A 22,336-nucleotide genomic window follows, 5' to 3' on the forward strand; every position below is an offset into this window, starting at 1 on the left:
TACTTTATAAACGACAAATTTCTAAAAAATTCCACTGCAACTTACTAAAAAATAAAGCTATATTAACTGGTTAATTTTATATAAATTAAAATGATTATCTACTATTAAATTGTTCCTTATACTCTTTTAATGCTTCTTTCCAATGTCTTAATGGTTTTAATCCATTCAGGATAATGCAATCTTTGCTTAACACTGAATATTTAGGTCTATTGGCTATTTGCAGGAATTCTTCTGTCGTTAAGGGAATTATATTGATGTCTCTATTGAAGTCTTTAAAAAATTCCACTGCAAACTCATACCATGAACATATTCCCTCGTTTGTCACATGATATAATCCGTATTGATCCGTCTCTATTAACTCTGCAATAAAATTTGCTAAATCTAGTGCATAGGTAGGTGAACCAAACTGGTCAGATACCACGCGGACTTCATCATATAGACTTGCTATTTTTCCTATCTTAGCAATAAAGTGACCATCGCCCTTTCCAAATATCCAGGACGTTCTAATAATAAAATGATTCTTCGTGTATTTTTTTACTAAATGTTCTCCAGCCAATTTCGTTTCTCCATATATATTTAATGGATTAGGACGATCTTCAAGATTGTATGGTGTATGCTTTTCGCCATCAAATACATAATCCGTACTAATATATACAAGTTTACACTTTATTCTCCCTGCAGCCTGAGCAATATACTTGGTACCTAATACATTTACTTCATATGCCAGCCCTTTATTTTTCTCTGCCCCATCTACATTTGTAAATGCTGCACAGTGTACAATTACATCTGGCTTTAACCTATCAAGATAAGAGCTAACTCTTATTTTATTTGTAATATCTAACGTGGTTCGATTCACACCATATAGCTCATGATGTGTCCTGCTGAGTACTTGTATTAAAGTTTGTCCTAGTTGCCCATCTACTCCCGTTATCAGTATCTTCATTTTAAAATTCCTCGTTTAACTTATGTAATTTTTAGCTAATAAAATTCATTCCCACCACGTACGGTTATCTATATACCACTTAATTGTTTGAGTGAGTCCATCATCAAATAGATAGTGTGGTGTCCAACCTAATTCTTCTTTCAACTTAGTAGCATCGATGGCGTAACGTCTATCATGTCCTAAGCGATCTGAGATAAATGTAATTTGCGATTGATCTTTATTTAGGAATTTGAGTATTTTTTGTACAATATCTAGATTTGTATATTCATTATCTCCTCCGATATTATAAATGTGCCCATCTGCTCCACCATGAAGAACTAAGTCAATAGCTACACAGTGATCCTCTACATGAAGCCAATCTCTTATATGCAATCCATCACCGTAGAGTGGAATATCTTTATTATTTAACGCATGAGTTATTGTTAATGGTATTAATTTTTCCGTGAACTGATAGGGACCATAATTATTGGAACAACGAGTTATATTCATAGGTAAACCGAACGTCTCATGATACGCTCGTACCATTAAATCTGCACTAGCTTTACTTGCACTATAAGGACTATTAGGAGCTAATATTGTATGTTCTGTAAACGCACCCGCTTGAGATAATGTCCCATATACTTCATCTGTAGAAATTTGTACAAACTTTTTCACTTTTGTTTTATATGCTGAGTGTAATAAGGCTTGTGTACCTAATATGTTAGTTTGGGCAAAGATATGAGGAGTTTTAATACTTCTATCAACGTGAGATTCTGCTGCGAAATTTAATACATAATCAAATTTCTCTTTTTTAAATAACTTATCTATGAATATCTCATTTGAAATATCCCCTTTGATGAATTTATAATTTTGATTTAGTGATATTTCCTTTAAATTAGATAAATTTCCTGCATATGTTAATAAATCTACATTTACAATTTGGTATTGAGGATATTTCTTTAACATATACCGAATAAAATTACTACCAATAAATCCTGCCCCACCCGTTATTAATAATTTCAATTAAAATCATCTCCATAAACAAAGTTGATATTAGTATCTTTTAATCTAGGTAGTTTTCTATCTTTCTCTGATAAAACTGGTTGATTAGTTGGCCAAAAAATCCCTATCGTTTCATCATTCCATAGAATTCCGCCTTCATGGTTAGGTGAATAATACTCATCTACTTTATACTGGACAATAGTATTAGGTTCTGTAGTACAAAAACCATGTGCAAACCCTTTAGGAACGGTAAGTAGACGGTTATTATACTCACTTAAAATTGTTCCGAACCATTGCCCATACGTTGGAGAGCCCTTTCGGATATCTACCACTACATCATAAATAGAGCCAGAAATGCAGCTTACTACCTTCATTTGTGCTTTAGGATTCAACTGATAATGCAGCCCACGTATCGTGCCTGTGTGAACAGATAATGATTGATTATCTTGTACAAAGTCTCCATGTAAATCTAAAAGTTCAAATTTTTTCTTATTACATGTTTCTATGAAGTAACCGCGTTTGTCACTGCATTTATCAAGCTCTATAATAAAAACACCATCTAATGCTGTATGAATTTTACGCATTCTTCTCTCTCCATTCATTTAAATGCTATTGATGGGCAACACTTAATAAATATCGGCTGTATTGATTTTCCTTTACCGAATTTGCCATTTTTAATAGTTGTTGCTTGGTTATATATTTCTTTTTAAATGCAATTTCTTCTAAACAAGCTACTTTTAAGCTCTGTCTTTTTTCAATTGTTTCTATAAATTGTGCTGCTTCTAATAATGATTCGTGTGTACCTGTATCCAGCCATGCGTAGCCTCTTCCCAATAATTCAACTTCTAATTCTCCCATTTCAAGATATTCTTTGTTTATATCTGTTATTTCTAATTCCCCACGATTAGATGGTTTAATATTTTTTGCCATTTCTATCACACGTTTATCATAAAAATACAGGCCAGTTACTGCATAGTTTGATTTTGGTTCCTTTGGCTTTTCTATGATATCAATTACATGCTTTTTAGAATCAAACTCTACTACCCCAAAGCGCTCTGGATCATTGACATAATAACCAAAAACTGTAGCTCCCCTAGTCTTCTTAACAGCTTTTTCTAGTAATTCTGTTAGTCCATGACCATAAAAGATATTATCGCCAAGAATTAAAGCTACATTATCATTTCCAATAAACTCCTCAGCTATAATAAATGCTTGTGCTATACCTTCTGGATAAGGCTGAACAGTATATGAAAGGGTAATTCCATATTTTGAACCATCACCTAACATTTGCTCAAATTTATTAATATCTTGTGGCGTTGAAATAATTAGTATCTCTCTTATACCCGCCAACATTAGTACTGATAAAGGATAATAAATCATGGGTTTATCATAGATAGGTAATAATTGCTTTGATACAATTTGGGTAAGGGGGTACAATCTAGTACCGCTCCCACCTGCAAGAATGATACCTTTCATGGCATTGTGCTCCTTCATAGTTTTTCTGATATGCTCAATTAAAAGCTTAAGCTTTAAAAACTATATAGCTTATTATGCAGGAGACCGATACTTACTTGATAAAAGTGGCCTCCTACATAAATAATTAATTTAAATATTTTCCTATTACAACAGAATTATAATTACCACCATAGGAATATGTACTAATTAAGGCATTGCTCACCGGAGCCTTACGAGCATTTTCTGTGACAAGATTGATTCTTCCTCTATGACTTTTTACATTTTGCGTAGCTGGTATTTCACCATCAAATGCACATATTACACTAATGAGAGAAAGAAGGCCTGCAGTTGCATGGGTTTCCCCAAAGATAGATTTAGTGGCACTAACAGGAGTTTTATTACCAAATGTACGTTCTATAACTCTCTCTTCAATACGATCAAAATATGTATGACCATTGGCGGCTGCACAAATATATTCTATCTCCCCTGGAGAAATCATCGCCTCTTTCATTGCTAAACGCATAGATTCCTCCCATGCCTTTCCTAGATGATTTAAGTCCCCTATTTTACTATCATCAGATGTTAACCCAAAACCTTTAATTTCAGCTAAAATATTACCATTTCTTTTTAACGCTGCCTCCTCACTTTCTACAATAAAGGCAATGCTCCCTTCACCAAGTATGGTACCGCTATTATTACAATCAAAAGGACTTATATTCTCAGTTGTTAAGTATCTTTTTATTTTTGAGTGTCCCTCTATTATTGGATTATTTACTTCATCTGCCGTTACCACAATGAATGTGTCATAATCACTAGATTGAATCATGGCATAGGCATAGTATAGTGCACTAATACCAGAAACCCCGCCACATGAAATAGTTGAAGTAGGCCCTTTTATTTTAAAGTTTAATGAAATATGTCCAGCTGCTGCGTTCATAACTGTGTTTGGAAATAATTTAGCATTGGCGGCCTTAACACCCTCTTGGATAATAATTCGGTTAAATGATTCTACCGTTCCAACTGGCCCTGTACCAGTTGCAAAAATAATTCCTATCTTGTCCCTATTATTTTTATCTATCTTTAAGTTCCCGTTTTCTATAGCCATTTTCACTGACAATACTGCATGTTTGCTAATTGAATCCATCTTCCTTAATAAATTAGGATGTATTAGCCTTCGATAGTTTTGTTCTGGTATTTTCCCGGCTTGTATGCACCTAGGATTGTCGTTCCACTGTTTAATCTTTGAGGTACCACTCTTTCCCTTAAACATACAATCTTTAATTTCTTGAAGGTTTGAAGAATTCCCAGCAAGGCCCCCTACACCAGTAATTACGACTTTTTTTTCTTTAATTAGCTTTTCCTTTGCCGCTGATAACTCAAGGTTCTCATTGTACTTACAGAATAAGATACTTGCATTGTTTCCACCGAAAGCAAATGAATTTGATAGTACATAACTCAAATCACTTACCCTACCTATGTTAGGTACAAAATCTAGATTAAACTTTTGACTTTCAACTTCAAAGTTTATAGTTGGAGGTAAATATCCATGTTGAATAGCAAGAATACTTGTTACTGCTTCTGCCGCCCCTGCGGCTCCTAACATATGTCCTATCATTGATTTAGTTGAAGAAACTGGTGTCTCATTTTCAGTAATTAATGTACGAATTGCTTTTGGCTCTGATACATCATTTGCTGGTGTACCTGTACCATGTCCATTGATATAGCTTACTTCCTTAGCATCTATCTTGGCTTTTTTTAAAGCACCTCGCATGGATCGCAAAGCACCTTCCCCGCCCGGATCTGGTGCCGTCTGATGATAGGCATCTGAAGATAAATCGTAATCCACTACTTCAGCTAGGATATTTGCCCCTCTTTCAACCGCATGATCCAATGATTCCAAAACAAGAATAGCTGCACCTTCTCCAATTACCACGCCATTACTCTTGCTATAGGGTGATGGTGGCGTTGGTGCTAGTGCTTGTAAACTATTAAAACCACTCATTGACAATTTAGATAAGGGATCTACACCACCGGTTATCATGATATCGGCTTTGTTATTTCGAATTGTATCCAGTGCAAATCCAATTGAATTTGTACCAGCGGCACATGCATTCGAAATAATCATTTTTGGCCCTTTTATTTTTAAGTCTCGCGTAATATTGTCACAGGGAGTATGGATTGGATACTTAAAAAGCAACGTTTCATCTGCTTTTTCAATTCCATCTTTAATCCACTGATTATGAAATTCTTCCCCGCTCAACATGCCTCCTAAAGATGTGCCTAATGATATTCCAATTCGGTATGGATTAAAGTTTTCTATTTTTAATTTTGCGTTTTCTACCGCTTCTCTTGCCGCCATGACACCTAATTTTCCACATCGATCCATATCCTTTATTTCGTCCTTAAAGAAGTAATCATCTACCTGAAGGTTTTCAATCTCTCCGCCATAATCTGTTACCATTTCAGCCATATCAATATTTTGGATTACTTTAATACCAGATTTCCCAGATTTAATATTGTGCCAAAATTCTTTTACACTATTTCCGTTTGAACAAATAATTCCCATGCCAGTTACGACGATTCGTTGATTATTCATGTTCATATGCCATCACCTTTACAGTATTTTGATTGACCATGATTTAGGTAGAATATATGGTGAGGACTGAGTATGTGCCTCATATAAAGCATTTTCTTTATTTTTCACATAAAATCCAATTCCTGAAACAGCAAATGGTTCCTCTAATAAAGCAACCCCGAGTCTCGTGTTTAATACAGGACTTTCTTTAAGTTCAATAACTTTACCAATTAATTGTTCTTCTATAAAAATCTCATCATTAACTGTAATTTGACTCTCTATTCCTGTCGTGAATCCCACAATTCTTTTATTAACTCCAGCTTCCGATTGCTGTTCTAAGGCTTCTCTTCCATAAAATTCATCTTTATAAAAATCAATAAACCATTCTAAACTAGCTTCGAAAATATTTAGTTCTTCTAAATGTTTAAATTCAAAATATGGATGTCGAATTTCTAACATTAACGTCTCTAATGTTTCCCGATCCACTTTTTTTAGGTTAATATCGTCATCTTTAAAAGAATTTATGGTTTCAATCACTATTGGTTCCAAGTATTTTTCAAACAATAATTGATAACCATACTCTGCTGTTACACCTGTTCTTGCCAATAGTATTTCTTTTCCAAATAATTGATTTAACACAAATGATTGAAATGGTAGTGATGATATTTCGAAATCTAAAAATTGTTGAGCTAATCTCCATGCATAAGGGCCTTCAAATCCAAGGAGAGAATGTGTTTGACTTATATCTATAATCTCAATGCCATTTGTCTTTTGATTTTCTAACCAAGCTAGTACAGTGTCCTTTTTATGCGGTGTAGTAATAACTGTAATAGAATCCTCATTTTTAAATAGATTAATTAAATCGATTACCGTCCCATCTTCTTGTAACAATAAGGTAAAGAGTGTAGTTTCTTCTTCCATAAACATAATATCTTTCGTAACTAAACGATTTAGGAACTCTACATGGTCCTCCCCTTTTACAACGATTCTTCCTGTTTCTGATAAATCTATTACACCTATTCCGCTACGTACCGCATCATATGCTTCATTTTTTTCTTTTTGTATATTAATTTGATTATTCATGATTAAGTGCCCCCAATTCTCTCTTTATCACATCTTTTATTGTCGGTAAATTACATACATTATTTATATACAGTTGTTGTATTTTCTTTAATTTATCAATCTCAGTTTTGCTATACAGCGTATTAAATATCGTTTGACTAGTTTCTTTTAAATCAAATATTTCACAAGTATGCACACATTTAAAATAATCATTTTTCTCTATCAATGGTGCTAATTCTTTATGCCATCCATTTGGAAATACAAGAAATGGATAAAGTCCATTAGGTATTATATAATTCCATTTTTCTATAATGCTTCTTAAGGTAGGATTATGGCTATCTCTTTGAGTCTTTAATTCTTCATATTCCATATGGTTTACCAGACTAATTACAGGTATTTTTCCAAATACCGCTTTTCCCATTGAGCAGGATGTTATATTATCGGTGATAAATAAATCACACGATAATATTAGTTGCTCATATTCTTCCAAGTGAAGAAATGGTAGTGAAACAAATTCTATTTTCCCTCCATTTTTCATAGAAACAAATTTGGTCTCATCTGAAACCCCAATTAATTTAATACATGTATCGCTCGGAAAGTCTTGAAGATATAGACTTAATAGTTCTTGTAGTATATATTCATAGCTAAACCTTGCATCATTGTACTGTTTCTTCTCCATGAGCCTCATTTTTACTAATAGGTTGGCCCATGATGATTTCGCAATCATAATTAATTTATCTTGTTCTCTACAACCTAGTTGTGCTCTTATTTTCATTCTTATTTCTTCATCTATTTGTAAAGCCTCTTTATATAATTTGACAGAAATAATATTCTCACTATCTTGTTTATAACTATTCACTGGACATGTTCTAATTAGTTTAAATTGAGACGGGATTTTAGGTAGTTCTATCAATGACCTTTTTTTTAAGCTATTGTAATTTGCATTTTTAAAAAGTTTATTTTCTAATAATCGATCCTCACTACCCCAAGCTAAAGAATCAATAGAGAAACAAGGTATGTGTAGGTTTAATAAATAATCAAGATCAATAATTGGAGACTCTAAAAATAAATTATGGTAATCAGCTAGAACAATAGCATCAGGCTGAAAAGAATCAATTATTTGTTTAATAACCTCTTTTTGTCTTAGCCCCTTTGTTAGTGATGTAACATTTGCTACAGATTTACTGGCATACCATAAGAATTTTTCACTTGTTAAAAAATATACTTCCCCATCCTCTTCAATTTGTTTCGCTAGACATAAGGCATTGTGCAACTCACCAATGCTAAAGTGACTAGGTGCAATAAACAATACTTTCATGTCATATTCCCCTCTAATAAAATTTGCGAAAAGTATTCACTATCAAGTAAAGTTTCTCCAACTGCAATATTAAAGCGAATATCTGCATCATAATATTCGTTCTGATTATCATATATACCAATTTGTATACCTTTCTTTGGCCACTCGTATATAAAGCATTTTGTATTATGAGATAGTGCTAAAATAGATACATATAACCCATTAGATAATTCGAGAATTACCTTCTTATCTAAGTAAATTTTTCTTTGTTTGTCATTTGGTATTAATGTATTTTGCTCTCCGTTTTGCCAATAATAAATCTTTTTAATTTTTGTTTTCCCTTTTTTCTCCCAGAATAAATGAAAGACACTAGCTTTCATCTTCTCTTTTTGTAGATTTTTCATTTGTACTTGTAAAATTGGTAAATCAAATACAGTTGTATATCCAACTTTCGATTCATTAGATTGACAGAAGATCTGATGAATGAATTCCCTGTATGTATTTTCTTTTACTACTACTGAATTGGCACTGTTCTTGAGATGTATGGAATTAATACTCAGATCTTCCCTACAATCTGGAGTACAAGATTGAACCGTTGGTATCATTAAACCAGGTAAAAAATTATAAGAATTTAATACTGATCTTTCTTTTAAAATCTCTTTATTTTTATACATAAATTCTATTATTTTACTATCTTGGCTTGCTTTAATCTTTATATTTAGTACATTATTTTGAACTAAGTATTCTTGCTTTTTTTCACTATATGTTAATTTATTTCTTCCTTTGGGGAAAAGATATATTTTTTTAGTTATCGCACTTCTATTGAATTCATCTTGATACGTAATTATGGCATAATGTGCTTTTGAGCAATTAACCTTTCCACTAAATTCAAAATCAAAATTGCTTATAGAATCAATGTCTTGTATAAACAAATGTTGTACGTAAGGTATCTGAGGGAAAAACAATGTTAATTTCCCCTTTAATATGGAAGGAAATAAGTTTTTTAGGCTTCCGTGAATATGAAATTCCCCGTTTTCATTTATAATATGAAATTGGTCAGTCTCAATTGAGTACAGAATCTTATTAGATATAAGATTGGATGTATGACTAGTAATATCGTTATAGATTTCTTCTACTTCATCTTTGCTATCACGAGAACATAAAGTATAATAGTGCGTTTTTGTTATACATTTTTCTTTATCATTCCGTGTAAATATTACCGCTGGCATCCATCTTAATCCAAATTGGATACGCTCTATATTTCCTTTCCATATGAATCCAATATTAATATTTTGCGATTCAAGCAATGTATAATTTCGCTCATACATGTTTGGATGACTAGGTAGATCGAATTGGTTTACAAATTCATAGTCATGTAGTGCATATGGATACTCACCATATACCATAGGTTTAGAAACTAACCCACTCTTTAATGGTACTGTCATCTTCGCATCATATAACATGCACCAAGGGTATATCTTTATATATTTTCCTTCTTGTGCAAAATCTTTTATTTCAACTATCTTATCTGACAAAAAACGAATGCTTCTCTTTAATCTTGTGGCCTTATGAATGATCTCAAAACATGAATCAGATTTTATTGCCCATGACAGCTCATTTACTTTCGGTTCTTTTACTGCATTTAAAAATGGGTAATCTAAATCTGGCCATGCTTCTTTTACTAATAATTGCTGTCTTCTAAGGTCATATATATATAAACAACCAGTACTTTTACTTATTTGTACAGTTATATACATATTTTCTAGCACCAAGTGTTCTTCTGTTTCATAAACATGATTTTTCCCATGCGCATGAATCGGAATTATTGTCTTTAAATCCCCAATACTTTTATTTTGATGACTAACAGCCGAAATTGTCATATTAGTAATACCAATTTTTTTAGGATTCAATAAAATAGGATGTTGCTTAATTTCACCCGGCTCTAAGATGCAAATTTGGTGCTTTACTAGCGGTTTGAAATCTAGTATTTTAGAGTTTCCTTGTTGAATAAGTAGTTTGTAAATTAATCTATCTAAAGTATTATTTTTTACATTAACGATACATGCAGATTCTTTTCCATTAATTAACTTAGGATAATTAGCGACATTTACTTCTAACGGATTTGCTATGGTTACTCCAAAATGAACAATTAGTTCTAGTTCTTTTGCTTTTAACTTAGTAACAAGCTCTCCCTCAATTTTCCTATTTACTGTTATAACTTCTTCCCACTCGTACTTTTTATTTGGATAAAAAGTTTTCTTGAAATCAATTAAGTAATCGTCCCCTATCGTTGATGTAATACTAGTTTCAATAGGATTTGGAAAATGGTGTTCATATACATAACAAATACGAATCTTCTCTCCAACTATTAAATTGTTTCCTTCTAAAATATAACTAGTGAATCGTACTTGTTCTGTTTCTACCTCAGTAATTTTTTCACTTTTTATATCAACCCAACAATTCACATCTTTTGCTCCAAGATTAATAGCATACTTTACAACTTCAATTCCATTTCTTGTTATGGCATTACTCTGAATAGAACGTAGGGATTTCAATCCCCTAACTGTTTTCCAACCTCTAGCTAGCCATATATCTTGGTCACTTTTTGAAATAATTGGTTTAAATGCATCTAACAGATAATTAATAACATAAGGTAAATAGCTTCTTAAATTTAAGTAACCATCATAGTCTATATACGACCTACTTGTTTGATATAACCCTACTCTTTTATAGAGTGCCATGGCTACTTTATCTTCCGGATTCACTTCTGTATCAATATACTTAATATCTTGTTGAATAAGATTTTTGATTGCATAGGCAAATAATTTATCTGGTATATTTCCCGAACGAAATTCTGGATGGATTAAAAAGAATCCTGCCCAGGTTCCATCTGGAATTGCTGCTCTTTGACCTGATAAACTAGAAAATAATAAGCTAGCTATAATTTCATTTTCATATTCAGCAATTAAATATAACTGTATCTTCCGCTCTCGAAATAATTGCTTGATGTCTTGCTTATTTAAGGGATACCCATATTTAATGGGGCCATATTGATATTTATTATAAAACTGCGCTAACTTCTCACTGTCTGCCTCTGTACACTCACGAACTTGAACATCTATACCATGGATCATATTTCCTCAACTCTTTTAGAAACTTGAATACTACCAGTAGCAACTTTCTTTTTATCTACATAAGCCGTGATTTCCACTTGTGAGATTACCCCCAGTGATCTTCCAATTTGGACATGTAATTCTAGTTGGTCTCCTGGTACCACAGGTTTTAAAAATTTCATATTACGTACAGAAACTAAATAGCCCACATATGAACTTGGATCTATTTTAGGTGAACATGCACCATGTGCATCTATTTTTGCTAGTTCTCCTGTAACATAAACAACAGCCGTCATTTGTGCCAAAGCTTCAATAATTAACACTCCAGGCATTATGGATTCATTTGGAAAGTGCCCTTCAAAAAAAGGTTCGCTTACAGTTACATTTTTAATACCAATTCCACTCTTTCCTGGCTCAAGTTGAATAACTTTATCTAAGAAAAGGAATGGCCATTTATGCGGTAAGATATTTCGGATTTGATCTGCATTTAATACCGGTCTCACTGCACATCATCCTCCCTATTTTCTTCAATAAAATCGGCAATTTTATTAATAGAACCCAGTACTGCCATATTCTCGTCATATACTGCAACGCCAAATTCCTCTTCAATTGCCAGAAATAGCTCTAATGCATCCAAGGAGTCAACTCCTAAGCCTCTTCCGAATAATGGCTGATCATCAGTAATGAAATGCGGTTCGATTTCTAAATCTAATCTCTCAGTAATAATTTCTTTAATTCTAGTAGTTAATTGTTTTCTTTTTTCAGCAATAATTCTTGTTTCTACATACGTAAACATCTGTTTTCCCCTTTTCCTTGTTTAACTCAAAATTCGCCATTAAATCATCTAATGTTTAGCCATTAACTAATCCACCATCCACTGTAAAAACTTTCCCGGTGATATAACTTGCATAGTTAGAGGATAAAAATGTTGTTAAATGTGCTACCTCTTTAGGATCCCCAATTCTGCCAAGCGGCACTAGCTCTAACATCCTTTTTAATGTCTGTTGATCCATTCCTTTTGTCATATCTGTTTGTATAAAACCAGGTGCAACAGCATTAACTCTAATCCCGTATTCCCCACCTTCTAATGCTAAAGTCTTAGTTAAGGAAATAACCCCACCCTTTGAGGCAGAGTAATTACATTGACCTCTTGCACCCGTGATTCCACTTGTCGACGTGATATTTACAATAGAACCTCTTTTCTGTCTCATCATTATTCTTAATGCTTGTCGGCAACAAAGAAATGTTCCTTTTAAATTTAAATCAACCACATGATCCCACTTTTCCTCGCTCATCATTGCAGCAAATCCATCATTTATAACTCCTGCATTATTTACTAAAATATCTATTCTTTTTTCCTTTGAGCGTATGTGTTGAAACAATTTATGAATAGAGTCTTCATTTGTAATATCTACATACATAGGAAACGCTTTTCCACCTTTTTCTCCTATAATGTTTGCTATTTCATTTGCTGATTTTTGATTACTTTGAAACGTAAAGTAAACAGTTAAGCCCTGTTTGGCTAGGTCCATTGTTATTGATTTACCAATGCCTCGTGATCCTCCGATAACTAATGCCACTTCGTTTCCATTAAACATAGACCTGTTCCCCCTTAAATTCTTTCTCTATTGTAGTAAGGCTTCTTTTTAAATACATCGGTGTTTCTGTAAAGGATACAGATATGTTCTGCTTAAAGGAGCGACATAACTTGGTTAAAGTATTTCCGGGACCTACTTCTATAAAGTGTTTCGTACCATTATTCAATAAAGTGTAGATAGTGTCTTGCCACATAACTGGATCTACGCATTGTCTTTCTATATCTTGTAAAATATTGATTCTATCTGTAGTTGGTTTTCCTGAACAGTTTAAAACAATTGGTATTTGAGCATTTTTTAACGAAAATAAATTTAAATACTCCTTAAACTCAAGAACCATTTCTCCCATTAAACGTGAGTGAAATGCATGACTAGTTGAGAGTATTTTAGTTTTTATACCATTTTTTTGATCTAGTACCTTTTGAAATTTAAGAATGCTCTTACTCTCGCCAGAAAATACAACCTGTGTAGGGGAATTATAGGCAGCAATATCAATTTCATATTGTTTAGATTCCTCTACAACTTCAAATAATATTTGATATGTGTTCGACACAATTCCTAACATACACCCCTCTTGCTTTACATTACTCATCAGCTGACCACGCTTCCGTACAATGGATACTGCATCCGAAAATCGTAAAGATCCTGCTTCTACCAGTGCAGAGAATTGTCCTAAGCTATGACCCGCCACTTTAGATGGCCTTATACCGTACAAATGTAAAATTCGTGATATCCCTGTGCTTACCGTAAGAATAGCTGGTTGTGTAACACTGGTTTCTATTAATTTTTCACTTGGCCCATATAAACATAGTTGCTTTAAATCAAATCCTAGCGTATCATTTGCTTCCTCAAATAATGGGACAAATATGTTTGGGTATTTATCTAAATACCCTTTACACATTCCTACGGATTGAGACCCTTGTCCTGGAAAAATAAATGTAATCATATGACACCCCCGCTATTTTCAAATTGAATCTTTTCTAAAATTTCTTCTGGTAATCTACTGATTAATTGATTATTCGGCCGTGTTAAAACATGTTTCGAAAATCCTTCCGCTAACAAAACTCGGCATCTCTTGCGGAATAATTTATAAACAAATTCTATATAAACTTTACTTTCATTCTTAAGATAGGTTTCTACAATTAAGTCATCTTGAAATCGAGCTGATTTTTTATAGGTACATCCTATATCGATTATTGGAAAATATAATTTTTCCTGTTTTAAATATCGGTTTATTCCAGTCATATCCAGTATTTTAAACCTACCCAGCTCAAACCAGTGAAAATAATGAGAATGGTGAGCAATTCCCATGGGATCGCATTCCCCAAAACGAACATTCACCTCATTTTTTACTATGTACACTTATTTCACCTACTTTTCATAAGAACGTCGAAATTTTTGTATGGCGATTGTTAAAAATAAAATTCCCATGCCAATTAATGCAGCTGATGGAATAAGCACAGAGGAGAACTCCTTGTTATATACTAATAAATCGTTAAATCCTCCCATTGCCCAGGCTGTAATCGTAATATGTGCTATGTTTTGCATCCATTCCGGCTCTATATAGAGTGGCCACCAAGACCCACCTAAAGCAGACATAGTTAACACGATTAAAATAGAAATACCATTTGCTTGTGATCTTGTTTGACATATAGAAGCTAGTAAAATTGCCAGGCTTGAAGCTGCAAATGCAGTACATATCACTAATAACATAATTCCTAATACACTTTTTCCAAGCCACATTCCAAATACAAAATGTCCTACGCTAAAAAGGACTGCACATTGAACAATTGCTGTTATAAAGCATGAGAGCATTTTTCCAAAAATAATTGATAATGTATTAATAGGTAAAGTAAGGATTTTTCTTAACGTTCCATTCTCTCTCTCTTCTACTAATGCACCTGCAGCTGCAGCAGTACCTAAGAGTACAAACATTACGGCATATCCTGGTACATTAGATTCAAATGGAGTTGGTTTATGTTCATTATCTGATGCTAATTCTTTAAACTCTACTTTCACATTTACTTCCATTTGGGCAGAGGCTTGTTTTACAATCTCTTTCGTCATATCTTTTTGTATTTCTGAAACAATTTGAGTTACAGCATTTGAAACAACACTTGGAATAATACGATCAACCTTATCTTCTATGATGATGACTTTAGCCTCTGTCCCTGAATATACATTTTGTGTAAAATCCTTAGGGATAACGATTGCCGCTTTTTTAGTTTGAACTTCCTTTTTCGCTTGTTCTTCTGTATAGGCTTTCTTTTTACCATTTAATTCATAAGTTTCTTCTAGCTCAAGAGCAGGTATTTTTTTTAACTCTTCAATAACCCTTTTAGATAGTTCTCCATTATCATTTACTACTATAGGAATCTTGAATTTTTCTGTCTTACTATCAAATACATTGGATAATGCAAAACTAGCAACTGCTATTACTATAATGGGTGTAATAAATAAATAGATTAAACCAGGAATATCCTTTAAAAGAATAAGCAGATCTTTCTTTGCTATATACCAAGCTTTCATGTTTACCAACCCCTTTCCATTTACGACCTTAAGTTTTTCCCCGTTAAATGTAAAAATACATTTTCTAAATTAGAGTTTTTAACATTAAATAAATCGATCTTCAGATTATATTTTTGAATCAATTTCATAACTTCCCTTGTAACATTAAAGCTATCTACACATTGAATGATGATTTTTTTATCTACCAATGTGCAGGACTTCACATCTGAAATCATTTTTGTTTTATGTATAAATTCTTCTGGAATATTTGATATTACAATCTCTAAATAATTTTCCCCATATTTTTTTATTAAATTTTTTGGGGTGTCAACATCTAATATTTCACCCTTATCATAAATTGCTACACGATGGCATAACATTTCTGCCTCTTCCATATGATGAGTTGTATATATGACAGTGATTCCTATTTCTTCTACGAGATGGCGAATACAATTAAAAATATGGTTTCTTGATTGTGGATCAATGCCCACTGTTGGTTCGTCTAAGAAAATAACTTTTGGCTTATTTAACAAACCGACCACTAAATTAATTCTTCTTTTCATACCACCTGAAAATGTATCAATTCTCTTATGTGCCCAATCCTCAAGCTGTGCGAATTGCAAAGCTTCTTTTATGCGTCTTTTTTTCCTATTTCCCTTTAATCCATACAAATCGGCATAAAAAGATAAGTTATCATATGCAGTTAAAGTCGGGTATAGCGCTAAATCTTGAGGTACTACACTCACATTTTTTTTAATCTTATTCCGTTCAGTATACAAGTCGTAGTTACATACTGTACCATATCCTTCATCTGGCAGATTAAGAGTAGATAAAATCGATATAAGTGTTGTCTTCCCAGCTCCATTCGGTCCTAGTAATCCTATAATTTCACCTTTACGGATATCTATGCTCAAATTCTTAATAACTGTATAATCTCCATATGATTTCTTAATGTTTCGAATGGAAATCATAGTATTTATATCAGTCATAATGTTTCCCCCTTCTTCTTGCTGTTACAATTTATTAGAAGTGACTCTTCTTTATCTCCATTAAAGCTTCAAGGTATTTATATCCATACTTTTCATCTGGTTCTAGATATGTGCCTTCTGCCCACTCATTCCAAGCATTAATAAATAAAAAGTCAGTGTCCTTACTATGTTGTAAAAGATACTTCTTAAACTTATCGGGATTAGCCCCTATCATAATTAAAGCGTTTTCTTTTTTCCTTGGAGAGTTATCCCAATCTACAAAAGCCCCTTTATATATGTTTTCACGTTCTTTAATTTGACGATTTAATATTCTTTTCCATACAAAATCATAACTTAAGTGAAAATCTTTTTTTTCTTGGTGTAGTGAATTTGTATTACCTATTAGTTTTTTTAAAGTGTACATAGGTTCAAACTCTATAGCAGCATCAAAAGGAAAATCTGATTTATCTTCAAAAATTGTTAACATTTCTACAAAGTGTATCCCTAGAAGCCCTTCAGATTGAGCCCATTCATTCCATAGACTCAACATTTTATTTAGGTTTGGTATAGAAGCTGGTCGGTAAATTACAAATATCGGTTTACCTTTAATATTTAAATAGTTTTTGTTTTTAAAGAATGGCAAAAGATAATTAAAGTGTTCTTTCCAATCAGACTCATCCCCATATTCTTGTCGCATCAATACTTCTTGGTCTTTCCCATCCCAAGATCTTGTCCAAGATTCATTTGCCCAACATAAGCAATATGGGAAATCAATTTCCTTACATTGATTTCTCAGTTCTATTGGTTTTTCTAGTAATTTTTTCCCTTTGAACCAATAGTGATAATAGCAAAAACCATCTAAACCATACTGTTTTGCTAAGTTCACCTGCCATTTGTGAACATCTAAATCTAACAAATTGTAATAATATGACCCTAATGGATTCCTAGGCTGATAGTGATTTAGAAAACGGGGTTTTGCTTTTTTTATATTGGTCCATTCTGTAAAACCTTTCCCCCACCACAAGTTATTTTCAGGTATTTCATGAAATTGTGGTAAGTAAAAAGCAATAGTCTTCATTATTAAGGATTTCACCCCTTTCTTGTATGCTATGACTCAATTATTAGTTAAAAACAATTTTTCAATATAAAACTCCTAGTTTTTACTACGTAACTATTTAATCTGATGTTAAATGTTGTCACAAAATAAGGCAAAAAGACCCTAATTATTGTAATTTTCACACACGAAAAATAATATTTTGAGTTTTTTAAAGAAAATTATACAAAAAACACTTTAAATCCATTAAATTAATGTATAGTTTTATATGATAGGAGGGATAAAATATGTCGTATTTTGGCGAAAAATTCACAAATTTATTGATAAATTTAGATGTGGCTAGCCTAATCGGAAAAATAAAACAATACCAAGGAAGATTGGAGGTCTATGAGAAGGAGTTTCCATGTACATTAGAAAAGTTGCAAAAATCTACTCAGCTTCAACATACCAAAGATTTTGTTGCAATGTATAAAAACTTAAAAATAACAAATAAAAGGTTAAAAGAATTAATTACTTATGATTTGTCACCAAAAACAATAATTGAAGATGAAATATCTTGTTACGTAGATGCGCTATCACTCATTCATAATAATTATGAAAAGCTTACTATTGATCCAAACACAATCTTAGAAATACATTTTCAACTTTTTAAATATGCTACTTCGGATAGTGGCATGTGGAGAAAACAGGACATCTTACTTGAAGAACATGAGCAACTAAATTTCTCATTTTATTGCTATCGTCCTTTAACGATTAAAGAAATCCCAGAAGCAATAAAAAAATTATGTGAGGAATACAATTATTTATTAAATCAAAAAGATATTGATCCACTACTTTTAATTTGTAATTTTGTACTTAATTTTATATGTATTTTTCCTTTTGAATCTGGAAATGGAAGAATGGTACGTCTACTTATGTCTTTATTACTATTACAAAGTAAACATTCACTAGTGAAATATATTTCACTGGATAAAATAATTAAAAAATACGAGAGAGATTATTATGATGCCTTATATAAATCTTCAGCAAATTGGCATTTTCAAGAACACAATGTATCCTTTATATTAAAATGTCTATTACATATTATTCTAGAAGCATACAAAGAACTAGACGTACATATTACTAGTTACCAACTTAAAGGGAACAAAAGCTATAAAATTAAAGAGTATATATTAAAACAAGAACTACCTTTTACAAAAGAAGCAATACGAATGGTATTTTCAGATGTTTCACCAAGCACAATCAATAAAGCATTTGCTTGTTTACAAGAAGAAAAATTAATTAAACTAATATCAAAAGGCCGTAATGCAGTTTGGACTAAAACAAAAATATAAATAATATCAAAAAAATATAGGGTAATTTTCTAACATTAATGATTAAAACATACATATAAATTTATTTCACATACACAATAGATATTTTTACATAATACATATAGAGAGAATTTGTCGCTACATTATTCATACAACTATTTTTGTATTTTTTCTCTATACTTCCGAAAGTCTGATAACAGACTTTATAGGAAGTATTTAAGATATACAAACTAGACATTCAGGTTTTATATCTCAACTATTATTTTAGTAATAAGAACGGTTAACATTTATTCCGTTTCACCAAAAGCATTTTAATAAAAGTAAAACAGAAAATACCTAGATTCAGCTTTAATTCATTAAAAAATTCATTTTCACTTAAGTAAGTGCTGATTAATCTTGTCTCTAATAGCAATAGCTATAAATTCTTCAATAGAGCTATTTGTTTCATTTGTAATTTCTTTCAAGTATTTGTATTCCTTACTTGTAAGTATGACAGACTTCGTTACTGTATTACTATCCAAATATACGCTATGATTCATTCTTGGAACAATTTTCCCTTCTATTATATAAGGCATTAACTCCTCAATCCATTCCATTTGAATTCCTGGTGGTAATGTAATTAAAGATTGACGAATCTCAAAATACCAAAATGTCTCTTCTTCTAAAATCTTTATATTTCTTGGAGATACGTACTGTAATATATTATCGATTATGTCAAAAATATTGTTTCGTAATTGCGCAGATTTAGGAAAACGAAACTTAACAAACCTTTGATGATGACTTCTAGGTTTATCCGACAGTTTATAAGCAGACTCATATCCTGCTTTTAATGCCTCACTAAGTGTCATATTAGTTCCAAATTCATCAAGAACTATAATATCACCACGTTTTGGAATAGAAATAACACGTGCCAATGTATTGCCTTTTACAAACTTTTGAAATAATACTACATTATATTTCTGCGAAAATGTATATATATGATTAGCTTGTTCTACTTGCTGAACAAGTTCACGAACCTCCTCCTCCTTCACAAATTTCGTTTGTCGATTACGATGTTCTATTAAAGAATAAACTAACTTTCCTTCTTCTATCCATTTTTCAAGCTGATTCATACTAATATGATACTCTTTACTTGCTTGGTATAAAGTAATCCCCTCAATTTTACGTTCTTCTTTTACTTTTTCTACTTCTTCTCTACTAAATAAAAAACTACCATCTAAACGCCACGTATCCTTATTGATTGGTGTTAGCTTTCCTTGCTTCATTAAATTATTAAAAATAAAGTGACTTATATCTAAATAATCTTTTACTTCATTTGTAGTCATAGTCATTTCATATACGTTAATCATTCTAATTCCTCCTCACACCTCGTAATTTACATAATAATATTATGTAAATTGAAATTTATAATTTTTACATTTTAAATAAATTATAACATAACACGATATGTATATTAGATTACAAAATATAATAATATTTAATTTAATTTTCTTTTAAAATTCAATTTTATTAACGATTAAACTATATGTACAAAATAGTATTTTTCAAATTAGATAATAAACATAGAAAATGGGAGATTTTCTATAGTTATTATTTAATTATTGTTTTATAAAATTTAATCTTAATATGTAATTTATTTTTTAATTGATTAAGTTATAATATGTAATATAAAAGAAATTTATAAGGTGTTGAATAACATTGAAATTTGAATTTGATACTATTCATAGTGAGACTTCTTTAGATAACGTAGAGAAACAAAAACAAAATTTTACAAACCTAATTGCATTATGGAACCACGATTATATAAATGAAGCGGAATTAAAAAAGGAAAATAATGAAAGAGAAGATTCATATACATATGAGGGGTTTTCAGATGAAGAAATATTGTATTACTACTTGAATCGACAAACACATTTTGACCAAGAAAAACGAATCAAGGATGCATCAAGAACCCTATATGCACGTGATCTAAGTCAATTTTATTTCTTTATTAAACAAAGTGCGGAATTTCTACAGAAAGATGTAAAAGATTATAAAGTTGATCAAGTCTGGAGAAACCTTAGAAAACGACATATCCGTAATTATCAAAAATGGCTGTCTCAGGAGGCAATCTCCTATCAATCTAAAAATAAATACAAGCTATCTACAATTAGTAGGAAGCTTGGTGTTATTCGTTCCTATTTGAAATGGCTATATGAAATCCAATATATTCAGGACCCTCTACATGTTGAGATACTAAGTACAACTGTAAATAAACAACATAAACCTAAACGGGAGTTATCATATGAGGAAGTAAAACAGTTGCTTCATTACTACAAGGATAATGAAATCAATTACGCTTTATTGTCAGTCCTAGCTACTACAGGGTTACGTGTTGCAGAAGTCGCACATGCAAAGTGGGATGATCTTGAATATGATGCTATACGAGGACGATATTATTTAAAGGTTGATACAAAGGGAGATAATGAGCGGATTGTTTCCATTAATAAGGAGATTTTTAATCGGATTGCCACATTTCGAATGCGGAGAAGATTACCTATAGACATTGGGAATAGAAATGGTGGAACAGTATTTCAAACTAAAAATCATACTGCTTATAGAGAGAATTATTTGTCGCAATATATTTCTAAAATCATAAAGGATACTCAGCTACCCTTTACAGAGAATATCAGAATTACTCCTCACTTCTTTAGACATTTTTATGTACAGTACTTATATGATTACAAAGGATTACCACCTCATATTATCGCAGCTGCAGTAGGTCATAAAAATGATCGTACTACGAAAGAAAATTATTTGAATCAGCGATTGACGAAAGATAATGATGCCGGTAATCTAATTTTGGAAGATGAATTTTAATTTAAGCGCTCTATAATTAGTTTACAGGGCTTAAATAAGATCATATTTAGATGTGTAATTTTTATATAATTAAAATTGATTTTTAAACCTTTTTTTCATGGCTGTCATTACAGTTTATTCATTAATTCTCCGCCAAGATTCTTTGATAATATAGTCTATCTATAGGGAACCTTGTCGTGCTGTGTTATAAAATACTTAGAAAAATTCACATCAGAACTTTTTGCAAGTTAAAAGTTGATTTTATTTAGCAGTGTTAATTTATTAGTTGTAAATAATTCATAAACTAATTTTTTTGTTCTAATAACAACCATTTCTGAAAATTCAAGCTCTCTACCGACCTTTACCACTTTGGTAGTGTTCGTAATAGTATTATTTGTATTAACCTCAACGATATCCTCTAAAGAAATATTTATTATTGCGCTTTGCCATGTAATGGTTAATTTTTCTTTTGATTTAATAATTTCTATCTCTGTCATATTGCTAGTAACTCCCTAATCTATTTGTATTTATCTATATAATAGAGTATATGTCTAGAATAGAAACCAGCCAATTTCATATATATTCACTCAGCCATTGTGTAAATAGGTAATTCTGGTATAAAGGTTCTTAAAAG

The 22,336-nt window shown here is 31.7% G+C and carries 20 protein-coding genes; 2 read left to right on the forward strand and 18 right to left on the reverse strand.

Annotated elements, in window-relative coordinates; genetic code table 11:
* Positions 1-94 precede the first annotated feature (94 nt).
* The 16 genes from rfbD to QO049_RS24415 form a co-directional block, all read right to left on the reverse strand.
* Positions 95-943 (reverse strand): dTDP-4-dehydrorhamnose reductase, encoded by an 849-nt coding sequence (gene rfbD, locus QO049_RS24340; RefSeq protein WP_246963680.1) that lies wholly within the window; start codon positions 941-943, stop codon positions 95-97.
* 45 nt (positions 944-988) lie between these two features.
* Complete coding sequence (gene rfbB, locus QO049_RS24345) at positions 989-1,945, reverse strand: dTDP-glucose 4,6-dehydratase (RefSeq protein WP_089172167.1); 957 nt, start codon at positions 1,943-1,945, stop codon at positions 989-991.
* Positions 1,942-2,508: a dTDP-4-dehydrorhamnose 3,5-epimerase gene (gene rfbC, locus QO049_RS24350; protein ID WP_095691703.1), complete on the reverse strand. Its 567-nt coding sequence runs from the start codon at positions 2,506-2,508 to the stop codon at positions 1,942-1,944. The genes rfbB and rfbC overlap by 4 nt, the downstream gene beginning before the upstream one ends.
* A 25-nt stretch (positions 2,509-2,533) precedes the next feature.
* Complete coding sequence (gene rfbA / locus QO049_RS24355) at positions 2,534-3,400, reverse strand: glucose-1-phosphate thymidylyltransferase RfbA (protein WP_246963679.1); 867 nt, start codon at positions 3,398-3,400, stop codon at positions 2,534-2,536.
* 124 nt (positions 3,401-3,524) lie between these two features.
* Positions 3,525-5,981: a beta-ketoacyl-[acyl-carrier-protein] synthase family protein gene (locus QO049_RS24360; protein ID WP_284489560.1), complete on the reverse strand. Its 2,457-nt coding sequence runs from the start codon at positions 5,979-5,981 to the stop codon at positions 3,525-3,527.
* Between the two features lie 12 nt (positions 5,982-5,993).
* Positions 5,994-7,037, reverse strand: a complete 1,044-nt coding sequence (locus tag QO049_RS24365) for an aminomethyl transferase family protein (protein WP_214632297.1) — start codon at positions 7,035-7,037, stop codon at positions 5,994-5,996.
* The gene (locus tag QO049_RS24370) at positions 7,030-8,334 is read right to left on the reverse strand and encodes a DUF6365 family protein (RefSeq protein WP_246963676.1); all 1,305 of its coding nucleotides are present in this window, start codon (positions 8,332-8,334) and stop codon (positions 7,030-7,032) included. The genes QO049_RS24365 and QO049_RS24370 overlap by 8 nt, the downstream gene beginning before the upstream one ends.
* Positions 8,331-11,447 (reverse strand): GNAT family N-acetyltransferase, encoded by a 3,117-nt coding sequence (locus QO049_RS24375; protein WP_284489561.1) that lies wholly within the window; start codon positions 11,445-11,447, stop codon positions 8,331-8,333. Before QO049_RS24375 ends, QO049_RS24370 begins: the two co-directional genes overlap by 4 nt.
* Positions 11,444-11,929 carry a 3-hydroxyacyl-ACP dehydratase FabZ gene (gene fabZ / locus QO049_RS24380; RefSeq protein ID WP_065705800.1) on the reverse strand — a complete coding sequence of 162 codons (486 nt, stop codon included), beginning with the start codon at positions 11,927-11,929 and terminating at the stop codon, positions 11,444-11,446. Before fabZ ends, QO049_RS24375 begins: the two co-directional genes overlap by 4 nt.
* A complete protein-coding gene (locus tag QO049_RS24385; RefSeq protein WP_061660225.1) occupies positions 11,926-12,222 on the reverse strand; it encodes an acyl carrier protein in 297 nt (98 codons plus the stop codon). Before QO049_RS24385 ends, fabZ begins: the two co-directional genes overlap by 4 nt.
* 55 nt (positions 12,223-12,277) lie before the next feature.
* The gene (fabG, locus tag QO049_RS24390; protein ID WP_065705799.1) at positions 12,278-13,024 is read right to left on the reverse strand and encodes a 3-oxoacyl-[acyl-carrier-protein] reductase; all 747 of its coding nucleotides are present in this window, start codon (positions 13,022-13,024) and stop codon (positions 12,278-12,280) included.
* A complete protein-coding gene (locus QO049_RS24395; RefSeq protein ID WP_284489562.1) occupies positions 13,017-13,967 on the reverse strand; it encodes an ACP S-malonyltransferase in 951 nt (316 codons plus the stop codon). The genes fabG and QO049_RS24395 overlap by 8 nt, the downstream gene beginning before the upstream one ends.
* On the reverse strand, positions 13,964-14,383 hold the full coding sequence (locus QO049_RS24400) for an acyl-CoA thioesterase (RefSeq protein WP_284489563.1): 420 nt from the start codon (positions 14,381-14,383) through the stop codon (positions 13,964-13,966). The genes QO049_RS24395 and QO049_RS24400 overlap by 4 nt, the downstream gene beginning before the upstream one ends.
* Before the next feature lie 9 nt (positions 14,384-14,392).
* The gene (locus tag QO049_RS24405; protein ID WP_214632292.1) at positions 14,393-15,550 is read right to left on the reverse strand and encodes an ABC transporter permease; all 1,158 of its coding nucleotides are present in this window, start codon (positions 15,548-15,550) and stop codon (positions 14,393-14,395) included.
* A gap of 20 nt (positions 15,551-15,570) precedes the next feature.
* Positions 15,571-16,518, reverse strand: coding sequence for an ABC transporter ATP-binding protein (locus tag QO049_RS24410; RefSeq protein ID WP_081306205.1), 948 nt, complete (start codon positions 16,516-16,518; stop codon positions 15,571-15,573).
* 34 nt (positions 16,519-16,552) lie between these two features.
* Positions 16,553-17,575, reverse strand: coding sequence for a glycosyltransferase WbsX family protein (locus QO049_RS24415; protein ID WP_065705792.1), 1,023 nt, complete (start codon positions 17,573-17,575; stop codon positions 16,553-16,555).
* Positions 17,576-17,838: 263 nt separating this feature from the next.
* Between QO049_RS24415 and QO049_RS24420 the strand changes: the two genes are divergently transcribed.
* Positions 17,839-18,885, forward strand: coding sequence for a Fic family protein (locus QO049_RS24420; protein WP_246963672.1), 1,047 nt, complete (start codon positions 17,839-17,841; stop codon positions 18,883-18,885).
* 350 nt (positions 18,886-19,235) lie between these two features.
* Here QO049_RS24420 and QO049_RS24425 read toward each other — a convergent pair whose 3' ends face one another.
* Positions 19,236-20,213 carry a DNA-binding protein gene (locus tag QO049_RS24425; RefSeq protein WP_246963671.1) on the reverse strand — a complete coding sequence of 326 codons (978 nt, stop codon included), beginning with the start codon at positions 20,211-20,213 and terminating at the stop codon, positions 19,236-19,238.
* 349 nt (positions 20,214-20,562) lie between these two features.
* On the opposite strand from QO049_RS24425, the gene QO049_RS24430 reads away from it, so the two are divergent.
* The gene (locus tag QO049_RS24430) at positions 20,563-21,723 is read left to right on the forward strand and encodes a tyrosine-type recombinase/integrase (protein ID WP_214632417.1); all 1,161 of its coding nucleotides are present in this window, start codon (positions 20,563-20,565) and stop codon (positions 21,721-21,723) included.
* Between the two features lie 227 nt (positions 21,724-21,950).
* Here QO049_RS24430 and QO049_RS24435 read toward each other — a convergent pair whose 3' ends face one another.
* Positions 21,951-22,199, reverse strand: coding sequence for a SunI/YnzG family protein (locus QO049_RS24435; protein ID WP_065705785.1), 249 nt, complete (start codon positions 22,197-22,199; stop codon positions 21,951-21,953).
* Between the last annotated feature and the right edge of the window lie 137 nt (positions 22,200-22,336).

Origin of the sequence: Bacillus sp. RB3 (genome assembly GCF_030164735.1) — a bacterium.
Classification (GTDB): domain Bacteria; phylum Bacillota; class Bacilli; order Bacillales; family Bacillaceae_G; genus Bacillus_A; species Bacillus_A cereus.